Source organism: Flavobacterium geliluteum, assembly GCF_017948595.1.
Taxonomy (GTDB): domain Bacteria; phylum Bacteroidota; class Bacteroidia; order Flavobacteriales; family Flavobacteriaceae; genus Flavobacterium; species Flavobacterium flavipigmentatum.
The window spans coordinates 1-23,376 of the sequence record NZ_JAGFBV010000023.1 but is presented as its reverse complement, the minus strand read 5'-3'; the positions used below and the strand labels follow the sequence as shown (position 1 = coordinate 23,376).

At 35.5% G+C, this 23,376-nt stretch carries 17 protein-coding genes and 1 pseudogene; 14 read left to right on the top strand and 4 right to left on the bottom strand.

Going from position 1 to position 23,376, the window contains the following annotated elements; translation table 11 throughout:
• Positions 1 to 19: 19 nt before the first annotated feature.
• From J3495_RS13810 to J3495_RS13760, 11 genes and pseudogenes are all read left to right on the top strand, one after another.
• Positions 20 to 3,331: a DUF6443 domain-containing protein gene (locus tag J3495_RS13810; protein WP_210667125.1), complete on the top strand. Its 3,312-nt coding sequence runs from the start codon at positions 20 to 22 to the stop codon at positions 3,329 to 3,331.
• Between the two features lie 198 nt (positions 3,332 to 3,529).
• Positions 3,530 to 3,895, top strand: coding sequence for an SMI1/KNR4 family protein (locus J3495_RS13805; protein ID WP_210667124.1), 366 nt, complete (start codon positions 3,530 to 3,532; stop codon positions 3,893 to 3,895).
• 225 nt (positions 3,896 to 4,120) lie between these two features.
• Positions 4,121 to 4,558 carry an IS200/IS605 family transposase gene (tnpA, locus tag J3495_RS13800; protein ID WP_194620508.1) on the top strand — a complete coding sequence of 146 codons (438 nt, stop codon included), beginning with the start codon at positions 4,121 to 4,123 and terminating at the stop codon, positions 4,556 to 4,558.
• Positions 4,559 to 4,650: 92 nt separating this feature from the next.
• A pseudogene (locus tag J3495_RS13795) lies at positions 4,651 to 5,321 on the top strand (IS1 family transposase); the annotation flags it as partial.
• Between the two features lie 733 nt (positions 5,322 to 6,054).
• The gene (locus tag J3495_RS13790) at positions 6,055 to 7,713 is read left to right on the top strand and encodes a T9SS type A sorting domain-containing protein (RefSeq protein ID WP_210667123.1); all 1,659 of its coding nucleotides are present in this window, start codon (positions 6,055 to 6,057) and stop codon (positions 7,711 to 7,713) included.
• Between the two features lie 39 nt (positions 7,714 to 7,752).
• The gene (locus tag J3495_RS13785; protein ID WP_210667122.1) at positions 7,753 to 12,129 is read left to right on the top strand and encodes a DUF5977 domain-containing protein; all 4,377 of its coding nucleotides are present in this window, start codon (positions 7,753 to 7,755) and stop codon (positions 12,127 to 12,129) included.
• A gap of 39 nt (positions 12,130 to 12,168) precedes the next feature.
• Positions 12,169 to 15,645, top strand: coding sequence for a DUF6443 domain-containing protein (locus tag J3495_RS13780; protein ID WP_210667121.1), 3,477 nt, complete (start codon positions 12,169 to 12,171; stop codon positions 15,643 to 15,645).
• A gap of 1 nt (position 15,646) precedes the next feature.
• Positions 15,647 to 16,192 (top strand): hypothetical protein, encoded by a 546-nt coding sequence (locus J3495_RS13775; RefSeq protein WP_210667120.1) that lies wholly within the window; start codon positions 15,647 to 15,649, stop codon positions 16,190 to 16,192.
• A 294-nt stretch (positions 16,193 to 16,486) separates the two neighbouring features.
• Positions 16,487 to 17,145 (top strand): IS1 family transposase gene (locus tag J3495_RS13770; protein WP_449536206.1). Its coding sequence is split into 2 segments (ribosomal slippage): positions 16,487 to 16,991 and positions 16,991 to 17,145, totalling 660 coding nucleotides; the frame shifts between segments, so codons are not numbered across the junction.
• A 75-nt stretch (positions 17,146 to 17,220) separates the two neighbouring features.
• Positions 17,221 to 18,090 (top strand): RHS repeat domain-containing protein, encoded by an 870-nt coding sequence (locus J3495_RS13765; RefSeq protein WP_210667180.1) that lies wholly within the window; start codon positions 17,221 to 17,223, stop codon positions 18,088 to 18,090.
• Positions 18,091 to 18,094: 4 nt separating this feature from the next.
• Positions 18,095 to 18,673 (top strand): hypothetical protein, encoded by a 579-nt coding sequence (locus J3495_RS13760; protein ID WP_210667119.1) that lies wholly within the window; start codon positions 18,095 to 18,097, stop codon positions 18,671 to 18,673.
• Between the two features lie 250 nt (positions 18,674 to 18,923).
• Here J3495_RS13760 and J3495_RS13755 read toward each other — a convergent pair whose 3' ends face one another.
• The 4 genes from J3495_RS13755 to J3495_RS13740 form a co-directional block, all read right to left on the bottom strand.
• Positions 18,924 to 19,328 carry a hypothetical protein gene (locus J3495_RS13755; protein ID WP_210667118.1) on the bottom strand — a complete coding sequence of 135 codons (405 nt, stop codon included), beginning with the start codon at positions 19,326 to 19,328 and terminating at the stop codon, positions 18,924 to 18,926.
• 61 nt (positions 19,329 to 19,389) lie between these two features.
• Entirely contained in the window at positions 19,390 to 19,647 is a 258-nt protein-coding gene (locus J3495_RS13750; RefSeq protein WP_127340900.1) for a hypothetical protein, read from the bottom strand.
• Positions 19,648 to 19,715: 68 nt separating this feature from the next.
• Positions 19,716 to 19,973 carry a hypothetical protein gene (locus tag J3495_RS13745; protein WP_210667117.1) on the bottom strand — a complete coding sequence of 86 codons (258 nt, stop codon included), beginning with the start codon at positions 19,971 to 19,973 and terminating at the stop codon, positions 19,716 to 19,718.
• Between the two features lie 184 nt (positions 19,974 to 20,157).
• Complete coding sequence (locus J3495_RS13740) at positions 20,158 to 20,571, bottom strand: helix-turn-helix domain-containing protein (protein WP_127340898.1); 414 nt, start codon at positions 20,569 to 20,571, stop codon at positions 20,158 to 20,160.
• A gap of 175 nt (positions 20,572 to 20,746) precedes the next feature.
• Between J3495_RS13740 and J3495_RS13735 the strand changes: the two genes are divergently transcribed.
• From J3495_RS13735 to J3495_RS13725, 3 genes are read left to right on the top strand one after another with little or no spacing between them, the layout of a single operon-like run.
• Entirely contained in the window at positions 20,747 to 22,480 is a 1,734-nt protein-coding gene (locus J3495_RS13735; RefSeq protein ID WP_210667116.1) for a hypothetical protein, read from the top strand.
• A gap of 32 nt (positions 22,481 to 22,512) precedes the next feature.
• Positions 22,513 to 23,082, top strand: coding sequence for a hypothetical protein (locus tag J3495_RS13730; protein ID WP_210667115.1), 570 nt, complete (start codon positions 22,513 to 22,515; stop codon positions 23,080 to 23,082).
• Between the two features lie 43 nt (positions 23,083 to 23,125).
• The gene (locus J3495_RS13725; protein ID WP_210667114.1) at positions 23,126 to 23,278 is read left to right on the top strand and encodes a hypothetical protein; all 153 of its coding nucleotides are present in this window, start codon (positions 23,126 to 23,128) and stop codon (positions 23,276 to 23,278) included.
• Positions 23,279 to 23,376: the final 98 nt, after the last annotated feature.

The window sequence follows — 23,376 nt, the reverse complement described above, 5'->3', positions numbered from 1 at the left end:
ATAACATAAAATAATCCATATGAAAATATATACATCCTTATTATTTTTTTTGTTGTCGTGGATAAGTACACATGCCCAGACCTTCAGCGATGATAACTTCATTTACACTGCAGCGCCCAAAAAAGCGGTGCAAGCGGCTAATTTTAATACGTTGACCAAAGAAGAAATCAATCAAAATGTGACTTATTTTGATGGTCTGGGTCGTCCGATACAAACCATTGCTATCGGGCAGGGAAATAATGGTTTGGATGTTATTACCCCAGTAGCGTATGATGGTTTTGGCAGGCAGGTCAAGGAGTATTTGCCGTACACTGCTTCTAATGGCAGTACTTATTATCCAAAAATAGATCCAACATCTGCTATAGATGCCACAAGAGTATTTTATAACAACAAGTACCAGAACACCGATAATCCTTTTTCTGAAAAGAAACTAGAAGCCTCACCCTTAAACAGGGTCTTAAAACAAGCGGCACCGGGTAGTTCTTGGGCTATGAATTCCGGTCATGAGATCAAACTCGACTATCAGACCAATACAGCTACTGATGCTGTAACATTATACAGAGCCACAGCGAGCTGGCAAGCGGGTTCTGGTTTGTACGAAATTAGCCTTGCCCAAGACGGTACTTATGAGGCTGGCGAATTGTACAAAACGGTAACTTACGATGAGAACTCCGCAGCAACACCAATAGAGACTGCAGGTGCTACTGTAGAATTTAAAAACAAAGAGGGGCAGGTAATCCTTAAAAGAACGTACTCAGGGGGTGACAAACATGACACGTACTATGTGTATGATCTTTACGGGAATCTAACATACGTACTGCCACCCAAAGTGTCGGGCACTATTAGTGCTGATGTTCTAAACGGGCTCTGTTACCAATACAAATACGATCATCGCAACCGTTTGGTCGAGAAAAAATTACCAGGCAAGCAATGGGAGTTTATTGTTTACGACAAACTCGACCGACCTGTAGCCACAGGACCTGCTTTTTCACCTTTTAAAGACGAAACAACTGAGGGTTGGATGATCACCAAATACGATGCTTTTGGCAGGCCTGTGTATACGGGCTGGAGCGGTCAAACGTGTACCTCAGCGGCACGAAAGTCATTGCAGGACGCTCAAAACGGGGCAACGCTATTGTACGAAAGTAAAGCAACTTCAGGTACTATCGATGGGATTTTGGTCAATTACAGCAACGATATAGAGCCTAAGGTCTTCAAACTCTTAACGGTTAATTATTACGATAATTATACCTACCCCAATGCTCCGGCAGTGCCTACGAGTATAGAAGGAGAAACTGTTCTGGTCAATGCCAAAACACTCGCCACTGGGAGTTGGACACGAGCGGTAATCACCGCTTTGGCGATTTTGGGTGAAACCACTACTACCTTTTATGATGCCAAAGCCAGACCCATAGGCAGCCATACCCAAAACCATTTAGGAGGGTACACCTCAGCCAATAGTAAAATCGATTTTTCAGGAAAAATACTTTACACGCTTACCAAACACAAGCGTAGCTCTGGGGACACCGAGCTGAGTATACGAGAAGAGTTTGCCTATACGGCGCAAGATCGCTTGCTCACACACACGCACCAAATCAATGGAGGTGCAGTAGAACTTTTAGCGTCTAATGAATATGACGAATTAGGCCAGCTAAAAAGCAAAAGTGTGGGAAACAGCATAGGAAACCCGATGCAGAAAATCGATTTTAGTTACAATATAAGAGGCTGGCTGACGGAGATTAATAAAATCGATAATTTACAGCAAGATACTGATCCGTTAGATTTATTTGCTTTTAAGTTGAATTATGATCAGCCTGAATGGGATGCAAATGCGGCTAAGGGTTTGTTTAATGGAAATATTTCTGAAACCAAATGGATTACTGGAAATGATAATACAGGTGTTGTGCGTGGTTATGGTTATCTGTATGATAATTTAAACCGATTAACAAATGCTACTTATCAGACTCCTTCTCTTACAAATAACAAAAATTATTTTGGAGAAAGCATGGATTATGATAAAAATGGTAATATACAACATTTAATGCGTCAGAATATGGGGGGAGGCTCATCTAATTCTTATGTTGGAGGCATGGATGATTTAACATATGATTACGCAGATGCAAATTCTAACCAGTTGACAAAAGTTACAGATGGTTTAGGAGGTAATGATTCCGCAGGTTTTATAGACGGTAATAAAACGGGCGATGATTATGCTTATGATGCCAATGGCAATATGATTAGTGATAAAAACAAAAACATCACCACCATAGCATACAACCATCTGAATTTGCCAAAGAAAATTACTTTTGGCACAACGGGTAGTATTGAGTATATTTACAATGCAGTAGGACAAAAGTTAAGGAAAATTGTAACTGAGGGAGCAGTGGAAACTACCACTGATTATTTGGGAGGTTTTCAGTACAAAGACAATGTGTTGCAGTTTTTTCCAACGGCCGAGGGTTATGTCAAGAACGATGCAGGAGTGCTTTCGTATGTGTTTCAGTACAAAGATCATTTGGGCAACATCCGTTTGAGTTATGCTAAAAACCCAACCACAAATGTTCTTGAAATTATTGAAGAGAATAATTATTATCCATTTGGGCTCAGGCATAATGGGTATAATAATACGGTTACTTCTACAAATCCAGCTCAAAAACTTCTCTACAACGGGAAGGAATTGCAGGATGAGTTAGGGCTTAACTTCTACGACTATGGGGCTAGGAATTATGATCCGGCTCTTGGTAGATTTATGACTGTTGACCCATTAGCAGAACTTACGAGGAGATTTAATCAATATACATATGCATTAGATAATCCAGTATATTTTATTGACCCTGACGGAAGGCAAGCTAACACCTTTTTTCATAGCACGTTTTTAAATCAAAATGGAGGACATTGGAGTGATAAATACAGGAATGGAGGTGATAGTGGAGATAATTCAGGAGATACTGCAAACGAAAATACTGTTGAAAATACATCTAATGATAATGGAATTGACCCTCCTAGTAAGAAAAAAAATGTAGACCCGCAGTCCCCAGAAGAACAAGAAAAATGGAGAAAATATAATGAAGAAAAATTATTACCATTAAATAAAGTTTTAATAGTCTTTGCATCTGTTGGTAGAGTTTGGGAAACTGGTGTACAAGGATTATATTTAAAATTAGGAACAACAGCAGAATTAGCTCCATTGGTTGTAAATTCTGAAACTAATAATGTTAAAGCAGGCACAAGTATTGAGCAAGGCTCGTATTCTGTCGTTGATTGGAATGGTTATCCCGCAGGTGGAGTCAAGCCAACAGGACCTTTTAGATTATTAGAAGGAGAGGAGTGAGTTTAGCAAACTCTACAAATGCTACTATCCGTAGAGCAAACCCTGAAGCATTAAAAGGTTTACAGATTCATGAAATACATCCAGTAAAATTTGGAGGTAGTGCAACAGATTTGTTAAACAAGACCTTTTTAACACAACCGCAACACAGCGCATATACTAATTATTGGAATTCATTAATGAGAAATATTAAAAAATAAAATGAAAAATATAGATAAGAATTCTGCACCAACTTCTGAAGAAGTTGAAATTTTTTTAAAGCAAGTAAATTTTATTTTACCTGAAGGATTTATGAATTTTTTTAAAGAAGCAAATGGTGCTGATATTAGTACCGACGAAAAGTATATTATTTTATGGTCATTGACTGATATGATTCAGCTTAATGTTGATTATAATGTAGAAGAATACGCTCCTGAATTTTTTATTTTTGGCTCTGATGGAGGAGATACTGCTTTTGCAATAGAAAAAAAAACTGGTGACATTTACGAAATGCCATTTATCGGAATGTCAAAAGAAGAAGCAATTTTTTTAAATAAGACTTTTATAGAGTTCATTGAAAAAATATAGATTCCCCGATAGCGCAGATTTATAATCTGTGTTGGTAATGTATCAGATGGGTTGGTGGTTAATTATTGCATATAACATTTACAGAAAATCAGATATTTATATTAATATCGCATAAAAATTAAAACAGTCTTTGGGCTGTTTTTTTATTGGTCTCAGATTCGGGTTTAAAACCCTGCAATTTATTGCAGTACTTTAGTAATGCGAAAAAATCTTTATCTTTAGATTATGAGTACAGATATAAGAAAAGGTTCGCATACAGTAAGCAGATTAACCTGTCATGTTGTTTGGGTTACCAAGTATAGATTTAAAGTTTTGAAAGGGGATGTTCAAAAGCGTTGTCGTGAACTTTTAATACAAATATGTGAAGCAGAAGGTATTGAGATTTTAAAAGGAGTTGTGAGTTCAGATCATGTGCATATGCATATCGAATATGCGCCAAAGCAGAATGTCAGCACAATTTTGAAAAGTTTAAAAGGAAGAACATCACGAAAGTTGCAAATGGAATTTCCAGAACTTCAAGCCCGCTATTGGGGTCAGCATTTTTGGGCAAGTGGCTATGGAGTTTGGAGCACAGGAAATATTACCGATGAAATGGTAAATGATTATCTAGAACATCACAGAAGAAAAGAGGGAGATGATAATTCAAATTTCATTCTTGAATGAAATAGAAAGAGGGACTTTCAGTCCCTCGTAAAACAAACCTCTGCACTTTCAGTGCAGAGTGGTTTAGTTTATAAAGCCTTAAATCGAAAAAAATGGAGTCAAACCAGACTAGGTGTTACAGATGTGTTGGTGATATTCGAAAGATGATAAAGTATGGAAAGACAAAGTCTGGTAATCAAAGATATATTTGCAGAGTATGCGGGAAAACCAAAGTTGAAAATTATGCATATCTGGCTTATAAAGGAGATATAAACCAGAATATTATTCAATTAACTAAAGAAGGTTTGGGAATAAGAAGTACAGCAAGAATATTGAAAATATCAACGACAACATTATTAAAAAGAATCGTTTTTATCGCTCGAAATATCACCAAACCAATTATCAGCAAAGGCAAAACTTATGAAGTCGATGAGCTGTGTACTTATATCAGACACAAGAAAAATTACATCTGGCTGGTTTATGCATTGGAAAAGAATTCTAAAACAGTTGTGAGTTTTAATGTAGGGAAACGAACCAATAAAACGCTGAGCCGTGTTCTGGAAACTCTAAAACTATCTGAGAGGCTAAAAAGATATTTACTGATCGATTAAAAAACTACAGATATCTGATTGATGAAAAACGGCATTCGATAAAACGTTTCGGAACAAATCATATTGAAAGGAAGAATTTGACACTCAGAACTCATCTTAAAAGACTAAATCTAAAAACGATATGCTATAGTAAAAGTTTGGTAGTTTTGATTGTCATTTTAAAGATTTACTTTGAGTTTACGTGCTTAATTGTTTTTTGTAGGTTTAACTTAACGGGATTTGAACCAATTTTCCTTGAAAACACTAGTGGTTTTTATTTTTAAAAAATGAAACAAGATTTCCCGAATCACAAAAAAGCCTAAGAAATCTAGATTTCTCAGGCTTTTACTTATTCTAGTAGCCCTGACGGCACAATTCTCGAACCGTTTTGTAGATGATTTGAATAAATTAAACATGTTTTAATTTTAAGTAGAATATTTTAAATTAAAACAAATTAGAAATAAATATTCTTTTTTGTTTAAATGCGATCTTTTGTATGATATGAAAAGGGTTTGAAAAAGATGGATATCGTACACCGATTAAACAAAATGAGGTAAACACGTTAAATGTTGTGATTGATAGTCGTTAAACGAAAAATAAAATTATTTTATTTTATTTATAATTCATAAGAAAAAAAAGTCTGGATCCTAATATTATCTCAAAATTTAAAGATGAAGTCTTGTTCATATTGTATAAATAAAATATTACGTATAAATACTTGTTTTTTACGTAATGTACTATGCGAAGATTTTTGACTGTTTTGCTAATATCTTGTACAGTAGTGATTTGTATTAATGACTTCGTAATTCAATTGATTGGCCTATTAAAAGAGAAAGTAAAATAAATAATTGCTTAAAATTATTTCAAATAAATAATTTAGATTTGCTTGCGAAATTTAATTATGCTAAATCTTACAAAAAACCGCTAATGAAACAACTTTATTTATTACTTCTCTTCCTTTTATCGTTTTTTAGTTATTCTCAAGATGTTCTTTGGGAAAAATCGTATGGAGGACAACATGCCGATTATCTTTTTGATGCGCAACCTACTGCCGACTACGGTTTTATTTTAGCAGGAAGTTCTCTGTCTAATAAAACAGGAAATAAAACAGACGACAACCACGGTGATCTGGATTATTGGATCTGGAAAATGAACGAGAAAGGAGATCTTGATTGGCAAAAAAGCATTGGCGGAAGCGGTTTTGACTTGCTTCAAAGCATTAAAATTACCAGAGACGGCGGATTTATTCTGGCGGGTACTTCTGGATCTTCCCAAGGTTTTCAGAAGAAAGAAGACTGTAAAGGGATTACCGATTTTTGGGTGATAAAGTTAGATGCCTCTGGTCAGGAGCAATGGCAAAGAACTATTGGCGGCAGTGGTCAGGACGAACTCTTGTGCGCATTTCAAACCAAAGACGGGGGTTATATTTTAGGAGGTTCTTCCAGCTCCAATCCACCACTTAATGATCGATTAGATTCAAAATCTCCTGCAACTACCCCAACAGATTTGTACAATAAATCAGAAAAAAGTAGAGGCAACATGGATTATTGGGTCGTAAAACTGGACAAAGAAGGAGTGATTCAGTGGCAAAAAACCTATGGAGGTCAGTATGCAGACCTACTTCGAAGCATGGAGCAAACCAGTGATAACGGATATATTTTGGCAGGTTACTCCAGTTCGCCTGTCTCGGGCGATAAAACAGTTGCCAATAAAGGTGTTGGGGATTTCTGGATTCTAAAAATCAATGATGTGGGCGAAATTCAGTGGCAAAATGCCTACGGCGCAGATGGCGATGATCAGCCGTATGTAATCAAACAGACTTTTGATGGCGGTTACATTGTGGGTGGAAATTCCAACAGCAAAAATCCGCTAACGTCTCTTGGCGGTATTGTAAGTAACGGAACCGATTACTGGATTTTACGATTAGACCCAGAAGGTGGCGTGATTTGGAGCAAAACCTATGATTTTGGAAAAGTAGATATCCTGACTTCACTGGTAGAAAATAACGATCACACCTATTTGATTGGAGGTTACGCTCAAGGCGAAATGAAGAACAACTCTAAAAGTGTGCTAAGTAAAGCCCAAGGCTTGGTTGCCAAGGAAAAAGACGGTATAAACGACTATATGGCTCTAAAAATTGACGATAAAGGCGAAGAACTTTGGAATAAAACAGTAGGAAGTGGAGGCGAAGATATCCTTAGAAAATTAATCGAAACCCGGGATGGTGGTTATTTGATGGCAGGAACATCTAACTCAAGTTCCTCAAAAGACAAAAATTCGAATATAGGAGGCAATGATTTTTGGGTTGTCAAATTAAAAGACAAAGAAAAAATTGAGAAAAAGAAATCCAATATAGAGGCCATACCCAATCCTGCAGCAACATTTACCAATATCATTATCGGTTTTGATTATGAGAGTGGCTCTGCCACATTGGTTGATGTTTCAGGTAGAATCCTGCAACACCTGGACATTAAAAACCGCACAGTTCCTATCGATCTGAGTCGTTATCCAGAAGGAATTTATATAATTAATGTGAAAACTGATGTAAAAACGGATTCTGTAAAAATTATAAAATCAGTTAAATAATCTCTTCGTAAACTTTACTTATATCAAGTTTGAATTAGTATGAAATCAAATATCTTTACCCTTATTTTTTTTATAATTTTTTTTAATATTCAAAATGCAAAATGTCAGGATGAAATCACTAAATCTTACATTCCAAATATAACTGTAGCAACACCGCAAGTTGCTTCCATGAGCAAGGTAAATGAAATTCCAGTAGACATCGCTACTGGAAAAATCAATTATAATATTCCAATCTTCGAAATTAAGGAGGGGGAATTTACGATGCCCATTAATTTATCATATAATTACTCTGGTCTTATAGTAGATGAAACTCCTGGATATGCAGGAGTTGGCTGGACTTTTAATATTGGAGGGGCCATTATGCATACAATAAAAGGGGCTAATGATGAAGATCATCCATTGGATAAAAATACAATTTATAAGTATTTTAATAAGCTTGCTCCGTATGAGGACGAGAATTCTCCACAATCAAAGGCTCGTATCTTAGATTTATTTGAAAAGGTTGCAGAGGGAAGAATAGATGGTAGGCCGGACAAGTATTCTATTAATATTGGAAATATTGGTTGTAGTTTTTATTTGGATAAAGATGATAATCCTGTTTTTTTGAAAAATGAAAATTATAAGCTTGTAAGAAATTCATCTTCAGGGTTTACATTAACAGATGATAAGGGAATTAATTATATTTTTAATTTACCTCAAATAAGTCAAAATACTAGTTCAAGTAGCGAGGGCTATGCTTACAACTCTTCTTTTTTAATAACAGAAATCAATTTTCCTTACACTAACAACAAGATTCTATTTGAGTACGCATCTCCAAATAACTTACATGATCTTTATGACAGTTATAGTTCGGTCAACACTATTATGAATAATTATAATAATTGGTCAACAACAAAGAGCCGGACTGAAACAAATTCTACTGTCACAAAACTTTCTAAAATAATCACCAATAACTGTACAATTGAACTGCAATACGGCGATAATCCAACGGAATCAGCAGTTTCTGTAATCACAAAATTGGAAATAAAGAATAAAATTGGAAATCCAGTTAATACATACGATTTTACATATTCACAATGGACAGGAAGAAGAAGAAATTTGTTAAGTTTAAAATATAATGGTCAAGTTATCAATACAATGGAATATGATGAAAGTTTAGTTTATCCTGTTTTTTCAGAGGTTGATTTGTCAAAAAAAGATTTATGGGGTTACTACAATAGTAATGGTTCGTTACCACTTAATAATGCTCCATTGAATCCTTTAGATAACCCTGGTATCAAACCTAATTTTGCAAGTACTAAGATTGGAAGTCTCAAAAAAATAACATATCAAACACAGGGATATTCTCTTATTGAGTATGAACCTAATTCTGTTTTTATGAATTTGATAGATTATAATTTTCCTTATCCAAGTGATTCAAATATATCTAAAACTTTAACTACAACGACCACAAATATCGGTGGAATTCAACAAGTGAGCTTTGATGTTACGTCTGTTCCTGTAACGTTAAATCTTTATAATGTATTATCGAACGATACTCAGAAAAGTGGTTGTTGTGAGAGATTTTCTGAAGTCTTTTTATACATGGAAGGACAAGAATCTAACCCAATTTTTCAAAACAGGCAAGTCTGGACAAAAGATGGGAATTGGGATCCGGTGCAAACATCATTTACTAATCAAACCAGAATTACTATAACTTCGCCGGGCAAGTATTTTCTAAAAGCAGGATCAAGTGCGGGATCTATGGCGCATATCACTACCACGCTCCAACAATCTGCCCCAAGTTTTGACCAAACTGTTGGAGGAATAAGAGTTAAACAGGTAAAAAACTGTGATTTTAATGATCAATGTATTACAACAACTTACAACTATTCTCAATCTGGTAAGAGCACGGGTATAATGCTTCAAAAACCAAAATTTTATTCAGGGTCCTCTTTCACTGACAGGAGAAGTTGTTTATCAGATGATGGTACTATAAGCAGCAGTACATATTACTACAGCTATAATAGTGTTGCTCCCCTTTCTAATTTTAGAGGAAGTCCAGTATTGTATAAAATTGTAGAACAAATTGAGGGTACTAATAATGAAAATAATGGAAAAACAGTGTTTTCATATTCAGGAATTTCGGTGAATTTTTTGCATGATGAAGGATTCGATGTTGGACAATTAGAAGAAAAAACTATAAAATCAAAGGCTGGGGAAGATATCCAAAAACAAAAGAATACTTACTTAAATAATATAAAGCCCAATAATCAGAGGTTTGTTTTAGGATTAGAATGTAAGGCTGTCCGAACTACATTCGGTCTTAATACTACTATTGGAGGTCTAGAATGTTCTCCAATAAATCCTAGACCATTGAGTGATTTCGTAACAGAAACTTTTAGGTCAGAATCTGAAAATTATTTTTTAGAAAAAGTTGATAATATCAGTTTTCTCAATGGTCATGAATTAGTAAAAAGTACGGTAAATACATACGACCTAGATACGGGAAATCTTAAAAGTGAGGCCACTAAAAATTCTAAAAAAGAAGATTTAATTACAAAATATTTCTATCCAACCGATAGTGAAATGGAAAGTGAGCCTTTTATAAATGAGTTAATAGCTAGGAACTTAGTCGGCAGACCTATTAGTACTAAGAGTTTCCAAGGGGGAAAATTATCAGAACAGAAAACAGAATATCTTATTGATTTTTCTACTGCAAATCTTTTATTGCCAAAATATGTTTATGAAAATAAGGGAGAACTTACTATAGATAATCTTAATGATAAAAAAATAACTTACGATAAGTATGATGAAAAGGGAAATGTTTTACAGTATACTATTGAAAGTGGAATGCCCGTTTCTATAATTTGGGGGTATAATAAAACACAGCCTATTGCTAAAATAGAAAATGTAGCGTATACAGCACTAGAGCAATACGTATCGAATTTGCAAAATTTGTCTAATCAGGACGATGATAATTGTATGTCTAGCAGTTGTAAAGAACAAAATTTGCGAGTTGCCTTAAATTCTCTAAGAACTAATTTTTCTAACGCCATGGTGACAACCTACACGTATAATCCTCTTGTTGGTGTAACCAGTATTACCGACCCTAAAGCAATACCATCTTATTATGAGTACGATGCTTTTAATCGCTTAAAATTTATAAAAGATAAAGATTTAAATATTCTTCAAAAATACTGTTACAATTATAAGGGGCAACAAGTGGATTGCTCAGATAATACATCAACTAGTGTAGTTTTATATAAAAGTGCTCCTAGAAGTGGATCGTTTACAAGAAACAATTGCGGAGCTGGAGGTACAGGTTTAAGTATACCTTTTTCTCAGGCAGAAGGTGCAGTGACTTCGACTATTTCGCAATCAGATGCAGATTCAAAAGGTCTTGATAAATTTAATGCCGATGGTCTGGCCAATGCTAATGCTCAGGGCGGTTGTAGCTTTAGCAGTGTTGCTTTGAGTGGTTTTTTTACAAAAAATAGTTGTGGTTCAGCAGGAGTTGGTTCAAGCGTTGTGTATAGCCAATCGGCAGGAGTTGTCATTTCAACTATTTCTCAAGCTAATGCTGACTCCCAAGCCTTAAACAAATTTAATATTGATGGTCAGGCCAACGCTAATGCTAGTGGATATTGTACTTTTAGCAGTGGAGCATTAAGTGGAACGTTTACCAAGAACAATTGCGCCTTAGGCGGATCGGGTTCTAGTGTAGGTTTTAACCTTGTGGCAGGTAGTTTTACCTCTACGATCTCACAGGCCGATGCGGATGCTCAGGCTCTCAGTTATTTTAATGCACAAGGTCAGGCCAATGCCAATGCAACGGGTTATTGTACTTTTTATAATGTTGCCAGAAGCGGAGGTTTTACCAAAAACAATTGCGCCTCTGGCGGAACAGGATCTAATGTTGGTTTTAGTCTGGCAGCAGGTATTTTTAGTTCGACTACTTCACAGGCTGATGCCGATGCTCAGGCGCTTGCTTATTTTAATGCGCAAGGTCAGGTTAATGCCAATGCCAGTGGCTATTGTATTTTTTATAGCAATGCCATAGGCGGTACTTTTACTAAAAACAATTGCGCCTCTGGTGGAACAGGTTCTAATGTCGGATTTAGTTTAGCCTCTGGTGCCGTTACCTCAACCGTTTCTCAGGCTGATGCAGATGCAAGAGCCCTAACTATGTTTTATACTAACGGACAAGCTTACGCTAATACCAACGGTTATTGTACTTTTAAAAATTTTCAAACAGGAAGTTCTTTTTGGAAAAATAATTGCCCGAAAGGAAAATACGGATCCGAAGTAAATTATACCGTTCCTGCAGGAAAATATTCTTCCACTATTTCGCAAGCAGATGCTGATAATAAGGCACAATTAGATGGTCAAGCTTATGCCAATGCAAATGGTAAATGTACCAATACGGATCAATAAATTGTTTATTATAGGAACGAAAATCAAATAAGTACCTTCATGAAAAAATATATATTACTACTAATTTTATTAGGATTTACGAGTTCAGGTGTAGTAGCCCAAACCTTTAGCGATGATAACTTCATTTACACTGCAGCGCCCAAAAAAGCGGTGCAAGCGGCTAATTTTAATACCTTAACTAAAGAAGAAATCAGTCAAAATGTGACGTATTTTGATGGTTTAGGCCGTCCGATACAAACGATTGCTATTGGGCAGGGAAATAATGGTTTGGATATTATTACCCCTGTAGAGTATGATGGTTTTGGCAGGCAGCTCAAGGAGTATTTGCCGTACGCGGCTTCTAATGGCGGTACTTATTATCCAAAAATAGACCCTACATCTGCTATAGATGCCACAAGAGTATTTTATAACAACAAGTACCAGAATACCGATAATCCTTTCTCTGAAAAGAAATTAGAAGCTTCACCCTTAAACAGGGTCTTAAAACAAGCAGCACCTGGTAGCTCTTGGGCTATGAATTCCGGTCACGAAATCAAACTCGACTATCAGACCAATACGGCTACTGATGTTGTAAAATTATACAGAGCCACAGCGAGCTGGCAAGCGGGTTCTGGTTTGTACGAAATTAGCCTTGCAGAAGACGGTACTTATACAGCTGGCGAATTGTACAAAACGGTAACCTACGATGAGAATACCACTGCAACTCCAATAGAGACTGCAGGTGCTACCATAGAATTTAAAAACAAAGAAGGACAGGTAATCCTCAAAAGAACCTACGCTGCGGGTGATAAACACGACACTTACTATGTGTATGATCTTTACGGGAATTTAACCTACGTGCTTCCGCCCAAAGTATCAGGCGCTATTAACTCTGACGTCTTAGACGGACTCTGTTACCAATACAAATACGATCATCGCAACCGTTTGGTCGAGAAAAAATTACCAGGCAAACAATGGGAGTTTATTGTTTATGACAAACTAGACCGACCTGTAGCCACAGGACCTGCTTTTTCACCTTTTAAAGACGAAACAGCACAGGGTTGGCTCATTACCAAATACGATGCTTTTGGCAGGCCTGTCTATACAGGCTGGAGCGGTCAAACGTGTACCTCAGCGGCAAGAAAGTCATTGCAGGATGCTCAAAATGGAGCCACGTTATTGTTCGAAAGCAAAGAAACTTCAGGTACTATCGATGGGATTTCGGTCAATTACAGCAACAATATAGAGCCTAAGGTCTTCAAACTCCTAACGGTTAATTATTACGATAATTATGCTTATCCCAATGCTCCGGCAGTGCCTACGAGTATCGAAGGAGAAACTGTTTTGGCCAATACCAAAACACTTGCCACAGGCAGTTGGACCCGCGTGGTAACCACCGCTGCGGCGATATTGGGTGAAACCACTACTACTTTTTATGATGCCAAAGCGAGACCCATAGGCAGCTATACCCAAAACCATTTAGGAGGGTACACCTCTTCCAATAGTAAAATCGATTTTTCGGGAAAAACACTTTACACCCTTACCAAACACAAGCGCAGCTCGGGGGACACTGAGATCAGTATACGAGAAGAGTTTACCTATACGGCGCAAGATCGTTTGCTCACACACACGCACCAGATTAATGGGGGTACGGTCATGCTTTTGGCGGCTAATGAATATGATGAATTAGGCCAGCTGAAAGGCAAAAGTGTGGGAAACAGCACAGGAAATCCGATGCAGAAAGTCAATTTTAGTTACAATATCAGAGGCTGGCTGACAGAGATTAATAAAATGGATAATTTACAGCAAGATACCGATCCTGTTGATTTGTTTGCTTTTAAGTTAAATTATAGTGATAACCCAATGAATCCTGCTGTTAGGGCACTTTACAACGGAAACATTGCAGAAACGTTTTGGAAAACCGCTTCGGATAATGCCGAACGTGGTTATGGCTACCAGTATGACAATCTCAACAGATTGACCAATGCGATGTACGCCAAAAACGGATTGGTAACCAATGCCTACAATGAAAGTCTCTCGTACGACAAAAACGGAAATATTGTATCGTTGGGCAGAAACGGCGATATCGACCCACAGATTCAACCCTTTGAGATTGATAATTTGGCGTATGATTATCCTGCTAACTCTAACCAGTTAAACAAAGTAGACGATAATGCTAATAACACTAGTGGTTATAATGATGCTAATAAAAGTGGTGATGATTACAGCTATGATGCCAATGGCAACATGATTACTGATAAAAACAAAAACATCACCCAGATACAGTATAATCAACTCAATTTACCTAAGAAAATTACTTTTGGCACAACGGGTAGTATTGATTATATTTACAATGCGGCAGGCCAAAAGTTAAGGAAAATTGTAACTGAGGGAGCAGTAGAAACTACCACCGATTATTTGGGAGGTTTTCAGTACAAAGACAATGTGTTGCAGTTTTTCCCAACGGCAGAAGGTTATGTCAAAAACAATGCGGGAGTGCTTTCGTATGTGTTTCAGTACAAAGACCATTTGGGTAACATACGTTTGAGTTACGCTAAAAACCCTGTAACAAATGTTCTTGAAATTATCGAAGAAAACAATTATTATCCTTTTGGGTTGAAGCATAATGGGTATAATCCACCAAATACTTCATTAGGAAATAATGATGCTCAAAAGTATAAATACAATGGAAAGGAGCTTCAAGACGAGCTAGGGCTTAACATGTATGATTATGGGGCACGTAATTATGACCCTGCTTTAGGTCGCTGGATGAACATTGACCCTTTAGCAGAGAAATCTCGCAGGTTCAGTCCATACACATATGCTCTTAATAATCCTGTTTATTTTATTGACCCCGATGGTATGGAAGCACGCGACCCTAATGATATCATAACTAAAGTTTCAAATACAAAAGGAGATAAACATTATAAACAAAGAGATGTTAACATGACTATGACCTTAACTATTGTTAATAGTGATAGTGTAGATTTATCTAAAACAATGTTCAATAAATCCTCAGGCAGTGTAGCGTTATCATCCTTATCTGGAAATGCACAAACTGATAATCGAGCTCTTGATATTACAAATTCAGATAATTTAACCGTATCAGTAACATATAAGGTTGTTAAATCTTTATCAGATGTTGGGAAAAATGACCACGTGATGATATTAGCTGATAATATCCCAAAGATGAAGGATGGTATTGACCCCGTTGGACTGGCTGATAAGGGCGGAAGGGTAAGCGCAATAGAGAAAGGTACAATTGCAAATAAGTCTTTTAATGAGGTTGCAACGCATGAAATTGGACATCTTTTAGGTTTATCTCATAAAAATGGTGGTTTAATGAACCCTGGTGTAAATGGTTCATTAAGTACAAACCAAAAAGAAAGAGGAGAAATAATAAATGGAGGAGCTGGTCAAATATCGCAAACAACAGGTAATGGTACTTATCTCCAATCAAGTGTGAACACTAGTTATAAAAGTGGTATCAAGTCTCAAGTAAATAATTTTGTAAGTACTAATAATATAATTTGGTAAAATGAAAAAAAGACAAATATTGTTAAAATATATGATTATATCTTTATTGTTTTATAGCTGTAATCAGAAGGATAATTTCCAAGAGTTCAGTTTCGATGGTTTTTCTATGTCTCTTCCTTCAAGTTGGAAAAAAATTAAAGTAAAAGGAATCGATTCGAAAGTAAATTTAATTGTAACTAAAAACAATGATTCAATATATTTTGATTTGGGACAGTATTCCCAAGAGTTTAATGAAACAAATAAAGTATTTAGTAAAGAACAGATTCAAAAATACGATTCTTTAAAAATGAATATTAATGGGCTTCACTTTTCGGATACTCCAGAAATTGACCAAGCGCAAGGAACTTTTTTACAAGAGTATTATTATTATGATACTATCAACAAAAAAGTTGGAAAAATAAAAATTCCTAAAAAATATCAGCAAGGTGAAACAGGGATTTATTTTAGTAAAATTAACAAGAATGCATTATCAATTGTAGGTAAAAATTTAAATAAAGAAGAGCAAGAAATTTTAATTGAATCTTTTAAAACTATTAAGTTTGAATAGTAATGCAACTAAATTAAAAACTTATTATCCCATCTAGCGCTCATTTGTTCACTTTCTCTATTGCTAGTTTGTAAACGAGTAGCAACTTAAATATAAAGACAGAACGTAGCGTTTTCAGGTAGTGTATCAGATTAGGTGTTTTTACATATTAGCGATTTAACTACCTGAAAGACAATATAAATTTGTAATTTTTGAATAGTAAAAGAGACGACCTGCAGGTCGTCTCTTCTGTTTTTAATATTTTAAAAAGCCTTAAAAATGCTTTTATTGTACCTTAGTGTATCAAATTAGGTCATGAAAATAAAATGTAGTTTTTGCAATGGTAAATACATAAAGAATGGATTTCAATCTAACGGAAATCAAAGATATAAATGCCGTGTCTGTCAAAAGCGACAACAATCGGGCTATGGCTATAATGCATACAAAAGGAATATCAATCAAAATATAATTTTGTTTACCAAAGAAGGTTTAGGGATAAGAAGCACTGCAAGATTATTAAAAATTTCAACGACAACATTGTTGAAAAGAATTGTGTCAATTGCCAGAAAAATTAATCAGCCGATTATAAGCAAAGGTAAAACGTATGAAGTTGATGAAATGTGTACTTACATAAGCAATAAGCGAAATTTTATCTGGCTGGTTTATGCATTGGACAAGAATTCTAAAACTGTTGTTAGTTTTAATGTTGGCAAACGAACCAACAAAACCCTAAGCCGTGTTCTGGATACTTTAAAACTATCCGACGCTAAAAAGATATTTACTGACAGATTAAAAAACTACAGATATCTGATTAATGAGAATTACATTCTGTAAAACGTTTTGGTACCAATCATATTGATAGGAAAAATTTAACACTGAGAACTCATCTTAAAAGACTCAATCGCAGGACAATCTGCTTCAGTAAAAGTTTAGTGATTTTTATGGCAGTTTTAAAGATTTATTTTTGGATTTGAGCAATAAAACATTAAGTTTATCCTGCATAATTATGTTCTTAAAAATATTGTATTTAACAGGTAAAACTTGTAAAAATAGTCGCAAACCCTTATAAGTATAAGTACAATGGGAAGGAGTTGCAAGACGAGTTGGGGCTTGGGTTGTATGACTATGATGCTCGAAATTATGATCCAGCAATTGGAAGATTTATGAATATTGATCCTCTGGCGGAAAAAGGTCGCAGATGGTCGCCATATTGCTACGCAATGGATAATCCAATGTATTTCCTTGATCCTGATGGAATGCTTTCTCAATCGTTCATGGATAAGCTGATGAATTCGGAAAGTGGAACAAAATGGACAAACAACAATGACGGTACTTTTTCGAATAATTCTGGAAAACAAATAGATGATAACGGAAATGATATAGATGGTCGAGGCGGTGCAGATGCAAATAGAGATGGAAAAAAATCAGAAGGAAATGGAGCTGAGAGTGAAACAGATTCTTTTGGGACAAACAAGTCAACTAAAAGTGCATCAATTGAGGACTATCCAGACCCAAAGTCCTTTAAATTTAAAACAAAGAAGGGGTGGCAAGAATCAGCAGTAATGGGAATGTACTTTAATGTAGCATTAGTTAAAATAGGACCAAACGGAGTAAAAATAAATTATGATTTTATTCTAACTTTTAATCAAGCAATACTTTTCACTGTTCCAGCAAATCTAAGTGTTGGTAATACCGATATAACAAACGAGGTCGCATCACAGGCGACCGCAAATATTGTTAATCGAGTTATGTCAAAAACAGCTAACCTATTTGCAGGAACAGAAGCATCTCCAATGCAAATTGAACAATATTTTAGAACAGAACTTAAAAGAGAATATCAAATGAGTATACCGGGGGCAAGAGTAAATTTTAATTCACAGAACCATTCAGTTACTCCAACCGTCTTTAAACACGAGTAATATTATGATTGAAATAATTTTAAAAAATTTAGCATATACATTCTATCCTGTAGGTATTTGTGCAATGAACAATCGAGATTTATATGTCGATAGTTTTGAATTCAAAAATCTCATCGATAAAGTAAATTCTTCATTTGCTGTAATTCATAAAGAACGCTTAGATTCACAAATATTGGACAAGTTAAAGGAAAACGAGATTTTAAAAGATTTTGAGAATTTAACTTTAGAATCTTCGGATAGATGTCTCAGCTATAAGATTGATTTTATTGAAGAAAATGTGTTATATCAATTATGCATTAATATAAGCTTATTGGTACCATACTACTACGCTTATACCTTAAAAAACATTATAGAGTTAGAGCCGTATCGTTGGACAACACTGCCAGAAAGAGACTTACAAGCGGAAACTGGAAAATTTCAATCTCATTTAGCAATTATAAGTAACATTCTAGGTGAAATGAATTTTAACAAGTTCCCTGATAGATTGGTGACGGAAATAATACCTAATATAAATTATGCAGATGTAGATATGGGCAATTTTACTTATTTTAACGCTTTTTTTTTAGATGATGTCAATTTATGAAAAAGTATAGAATTATAATTTCGTTAACTTTGGTTATTGCTCTTGTACTGACCACAGGTTTTTTGCTGAAGGAAAACCGCTTCGTCTATAATTATGGCGACACATACTATGTTCTTGACTATTTTGTTATCTCTAAGATAGTCTCAGTGGTGATAGCTTTTTTAGGATTAGTCTGGTTTTGCTATAGGAAATTGATAGCAAAAAAGTAGTAATGTAGATATACCCACAAAACCAATGTTGTAGATTTACTTCATTTTGCATATGCAATTTTTAATAAAATAAAAAACCACTCATTCAATGGAGTGGTTTTTCTATTTTTCTTAGTGTTGTTTTTAATCCAAAACGGGACTTCAATTATCGTACCGTCATAACATCGCAGGGTATCTTTATACTGAGGTTTTAGATCATATACTTTCTGCGGTTTCCCTACACCAAGGTCAATCTCTATCCACTCCCATAGACTTTCATCATTTATATATTTTGCATAAGGATGTGTGTAAGGCACTTTATCCCCTGGCTTAAGCGGACAGGTCTGGCAGGGAGTTATATCATAATTCCGATACTCGAAGTTTAGAAGATCAGTAGTGTCTTTTTTTGTTTGACTATAAATAGAGCTACAAGCTAAAACCAGAAAGGTCAGAAGTGATTTTTTCATTAGAAAAATTAAAATGTTACAATACAAAAATAATCAAATACTGATCTGCTTGATCAATTTTTTATATACTATTTTTAATTTCAGATCTCATCCGTTCAAGCTTTTTCTGACGCTGTTTTGCCTTCTTTTCATATTCTTTCAACTGTTTTTTCTGGATTATCTCTTTCAAATAAAGCTCTTTATTTATCTGATCAAGCTTTTTTTGTAATTTTAAAGTATGATAGTAGTTGTCAATAAATAAAACCCATAGTACAGCATTAGCCAGCATAAGTGCCAAAAGAAGAAACTTAATATATCTAAGATTATTAAAAAAAGTCATATACAGAACTTAAATATTAATTTCTAATAAAATAAGGAAAGTTGCTGAATAGCAACTTTCCTTATTATTTAATTGTTCAAATATTCGTTTTTTATTCTCACTATTTCATTAACAAGTCGATCTCTTTCATCTTTATCAATTAGTCCAAACATAATACGATCATCTAATATCTGTATAACATTATTGGTTTGTTTCTCGAATTCATTTAAGCGTCCTTCTGCTTCTTCTACTTTTTTTACTACACTTTTATCATTCAAAAAATCTACTACTTTAACTCCACTAAATACATTTGTTGCAACTCTAATAAAATCTTCTTCTTCTGTCATATGTCACTAATTTTAAGGTGAATAATATTGAAGGTAGTAATATTTTTAAGAAATCAAAATAATAATTATAAATTGTACACACTATTTTTAGGACAACGCTTTTATTAAAATATATAAATGTCTGGAAACAAAAAAGAGACTCGAAAGTCTCTTAATGAATTAATATATATCATTTTATAAAAGCTTATTTCGCTTTTAGTAGTTTTTCTAAATATTCGATTTTATCTTGTTCTGCTTTCAATAATCTCTCGTAAAGTTTTTCATTCTTTTCTACGGATTCCATTAGCTTGTCTAATGGATTAAAATTGCATGTATTGTTGCTTCCAAAATTTGCACCCTGACTATTATCGTAAAAATTATTGAAATAATTAAACACACCTTCTTCTGAAAAGTTCTTGATTGCTTCCACACTTACACCCAAAGCTTTCGCTACTTCGATTAATTTTTCTTCTTCTATCGTCTCGCTGTTTTCCATAATTGAAATCGCCTGCTGGTTTGTTCCCAAGGCCTGCGCCAGTGCTTCCTGCTTCATGTCTTTTAGTTCACGGATACGGCTGATTTTGCGCCCTATGTGATTTGGTTTTGTTACTGTACTCATAGCTCAAAGATAATAATTAAGAATAAAAAAGGCAGTCCTGTGTGCAATATAGAAATCAGTCTTGTACGGTACGGGACAAATTGATACGGTACTAAACGGGTAATTGCTTACTTGCCTGTGTGTTAAGCAAAAATACAATTTTTTCATTTTATGTACAACTTCAAATTATTAAATTATGAATTATCAGTTAAAAATTCCAGAGAACCAGCCAATGCGGGAGCAATTGAAAGGAGCAATTACCGACCTGCTGACTTTTGTACACGCAGGAACGATCTACATCTCCAATAATGGGCAGGGCAGTCAGCCGATTATAGTAACCTTTATCCTGAAAAAGAACTGCGGATACAGCGGGGATGCAATAGAGAAAGTATCGAAAAAAATAACGGACTGCCATCCTCAGTTTATTTTCAAGTTTATCAATGCGTTCCGGGCTTCGAATGGATTTAAAGAGGGATTCCCTTATCTTATGCGCCATTGTACTGTCGCTGAACTTGTTTATTACCAGCCGGATAATAAGGTGTTTTATCCTTTAAATGGCGATGCAAAAGAACTTATGCAATGGGCAAAATTTTCTTTTAAAGATCAGGTGGAAGATACTATATCTCATTTTCATACAGCATCAGCCTACATGACAATTAACAACAATAAAGAAGCGGGGTACTTCATGTGTATTGCTATTTGGAATCTCTATGGCTGTTATTTGTGGTTTCTTGTAGGTGAGATCGGCGAAGATATGGGCAGGCCAAGCCTCTTGCATGATTATAAGACAGTGGTGAGGTTTGTTCCATCGCTGAGGGAAATACTTGATTACGGCACTCCTGAAGACAAGGAAATTATCGGCCAGCTCAGTTCTGCCCATACTTACCATAGTGACAATACAATTGATATCAACATCAATCCAGCGGTCTTGGAAAGGGCAAAGCTAAAGTTTGAACTTTTGGAAAAAGAGTTCCGCCGTCTTTTTTCGGGCTATAAAAAGGAATTCAAATCAAAAATGAAGCAGTTTGACAAACAGTCATTTTCAGGCCAGTCAATCCTGACTCAAAAAATGAACTCAAACTATTTCATAGGACATGCGCTGTCAGAGATAAGCAGAGCCATATCAGGTTTTTTAAAAATACGTGCGGTTTACTGCTTTGGATATTCTAGGATCAATATTGATGAAGAGGAAAAAAACAAGAAGCTATTTAATAAGCAGTTGCCGGGCTATCACTTTTACCTGCTGGTGCTCAGCAGTGAATATAAGGAAAATGCCGTGCCGTCATTACAGTCTTTGATAAAGGAAAAGTTTGGAAACAAATATACGGCTACCATTTTAATCCACAGGGTGAAAAACCTGCGCAGTCAGAGCCATAACCAAAAGTATTTCCTTGATAAAGTTATGGACAATGGCATTTTGGCTTGCAGTGACAGCCAGTATACTGTCTATCCCATAAATGCAGATGCAGAAAGGGATATTGAATTTACAAGAAACTACTGGAAGAACCGCATGCTCGGGGCTGAACAATTTCTGATGACAGCCCAAGAGTGCACCGAGCCAGACGAGGCACTTGTAAAAAATGCACTGATCCAGCAGGCTGTCCAGCTGGTGGCAACTGCCCAGCTTGACCTTTTTCTAAGCTACCATCCTGCTATATATTCAATCCCTTACCTGTTCCGGCTTTTGGGATGCATCCCAGAAATTAAGCTGCCTTTTTCGGATTCAGAACAGGACAGAAAACTCAGGGAACTGCTTTCTGCCCATATAGACATGATAAAGCATAAAGATCTCAATCGGGACAGTATCGATGACAGCAATCTGCTCTACACCAAGTGTGAAGACTTTTATAATGAGATGTACACTTTGGGATATCAAGAACTTGAAAGACTGGATAATTTAAAAAAGCAGGCCAGTGATCAGGAAAATTAATAGAGAAAATGAATAATGAAACTATATAAATTATGAAAAAGAATAAAATGTCTTTTGAAACCAGTTTCTGGTCAGCCTATGAGATAGGAAATCCGTTTGAGGTGGTCGATGCTTTTTTTGACTATGCGCATCTGGATTCCTATAAACATACATTGGGAGATGTGGTTTCTTATGCCAATAAGGGAGAAGTATATAAAAAAGATTATCCGGGAGAAGTCTTTGTTTTCTATACTGCAATGCACTCTTTTATTAAAGCCTGTTACTGCCTGCAATCCAAGAGCAGAAAGTGGAAAATCAAAGAAGCATCTGATTGCAGATCAGTCCTGCATCAGGCTTCACTGACCGCCAAAGAGTATGCAGATCCTTTTGCCGTGTTCCAAAAAGCATTTGCTGAGAAATCGCTGGGGGAATTTGAATTTTTCCTATGCGAAATAACACATCTCTCACTGTCTACCCACACTGTAGAATCTGATGGAGATCTGACAACAGCCTATATCTATTTGGTTAAAATGATGGATGCAGGCCAGCTTATGCGGGAAAGAGGACTTGAAAAGATTAAAAAAGAGGACTGCCTTAACGATAGCAATCCGGTAACACAATAGAATACCTGCACACTCCCAACTATACTAATTATAAATTTTTAATATGAAAAAGAATAAAAACTTCAATAAAGATCAAAAGCTTGTAAAATCAACAGCACAGGCAAAGGTAGCACTGGACATGCTCCTTGGGAATTCACAAAAGAATCTCGAAAGCGGTATTTCGGAACTTGGAGTTGCTACATTTACTGGGACATAAATTTTAAGACTGTTTAAATAAAAATAAATATCTTAGAATTATGAAAAAACGAGTTTACAGTGCTGAGTTTAAATCATCAGCAGTACGATTAAGTTACG

What these genes read in the sequence shown, in the direction of transcription:
- J3495_RS13755 (WP_210667118.1), bottom strand. Translation starts at nt 19,328, where the DNA reads ATGAAAAAATCACTTCTGACCTTTCTGGTTTTAGCTTGTAGCTCTATT.
- J3495_RS13785 (WP_210667122.1), top strand. Translation starts at nt 7,753, where the DNA reads ATGAAATCAAATATCTTTACCCTTATTTTTTTTATAATTTTTTTTAAT.
- J3495_RS13730 (WP_210667115.1), top strand. Translation starts at nt 22,513, where the DNA reads ATGAAAAAGAATAAAATGTCTTTTGAAACCAGTTTCTGGTCAGCCTAT.
- tnpA (WP_194620508.1), top strand. Translation starts at nt 4,121, where the DNA reads ATGAGTACAGATATAAGAAAAGGTTCGCATACAGTAAGCAGATTAACC.
- J3495_RS13775 (WP_210667120.1), top strand. Translation starts at nt 15,647, where the DNA reads ATGAAAAAAAGACAAATATTGTTAAAATATATGATTATATCTTTATTG.
- J3495_RS13725 (WP_210667114.1), top strand. Translation starts at nt 23,126, where the DNA reads ATGAAAAAGAATAAAAACTTCAATAAAGATCAAAAGCTTGTAAAATCA.
- J3495_RS13745 (WP_210667117.1), bottom strand. Translation starts at nt 19,973, where the DNA reads ATGACAGAAGAAGAAGATTTTATTAGAGTTGCAACAAATGTATTTAGT.
- J3495_RS13750 (WP_127340900.1), bottom strand. Translation starts at nt 19,647, where the DNA reads ATGACTTTTTTTAATAATCTTAGATATATTAAGTTTCTTCTTTTGGCA.
- J3495_RS13790 (WP_210667123.1), top strand. Translation starts at nt 6,055, where the DNA reads ATGAAACAACTTTATTTATTACTTCTCTTCCTTTTATCGTTTTTTAGT.
- J3495_RS13780 (WP_210667121.1), top strand. Translation starts at nt 12,169, where the DNA reads ATGAAAAAATATATATTACTACTAATTTTATTAGGATTTACGAGTTCA.
- J3495_RS13805 (WP_210667124.1), top strand. Translation starts at nt 3,530, where the DNA reads ATGAAAAATATAGATAAGAATTCTGCACCAACTTCTGAAGAAGTTGAA.
- J3495_RS13760 (WP_210667119.1), top strand. Translation starts at nt 18,095, where the DNA reads ATGATTGAAATAATTTTAAAAAATTTAGCATATACATTCTATCCTGTA.
- J3495_RS13735 (WP_210667116.1), top strand. Translation starts at nt 20,747, where the DNA reads ATGAATTATCAGTTAAAAATTCCAGAGAACCAGCCAATGCGGGAGCAA.
- J3495_RS13740 (WP_127340898.1), bottom strand. Translation starts at nt 20,571, where the DNA reads ATGAGTACAGTAACAAAACCAAATCACATAGGGCGCAAAATCAGCCGT.
- J3495_RS13810 (WP_210667125.1), top strand. Translation starts at nt 20, where the DNA reads ATGAAAATATATACATCCTTATTATTTTTTTTGTTGTCGTGGATAAGT.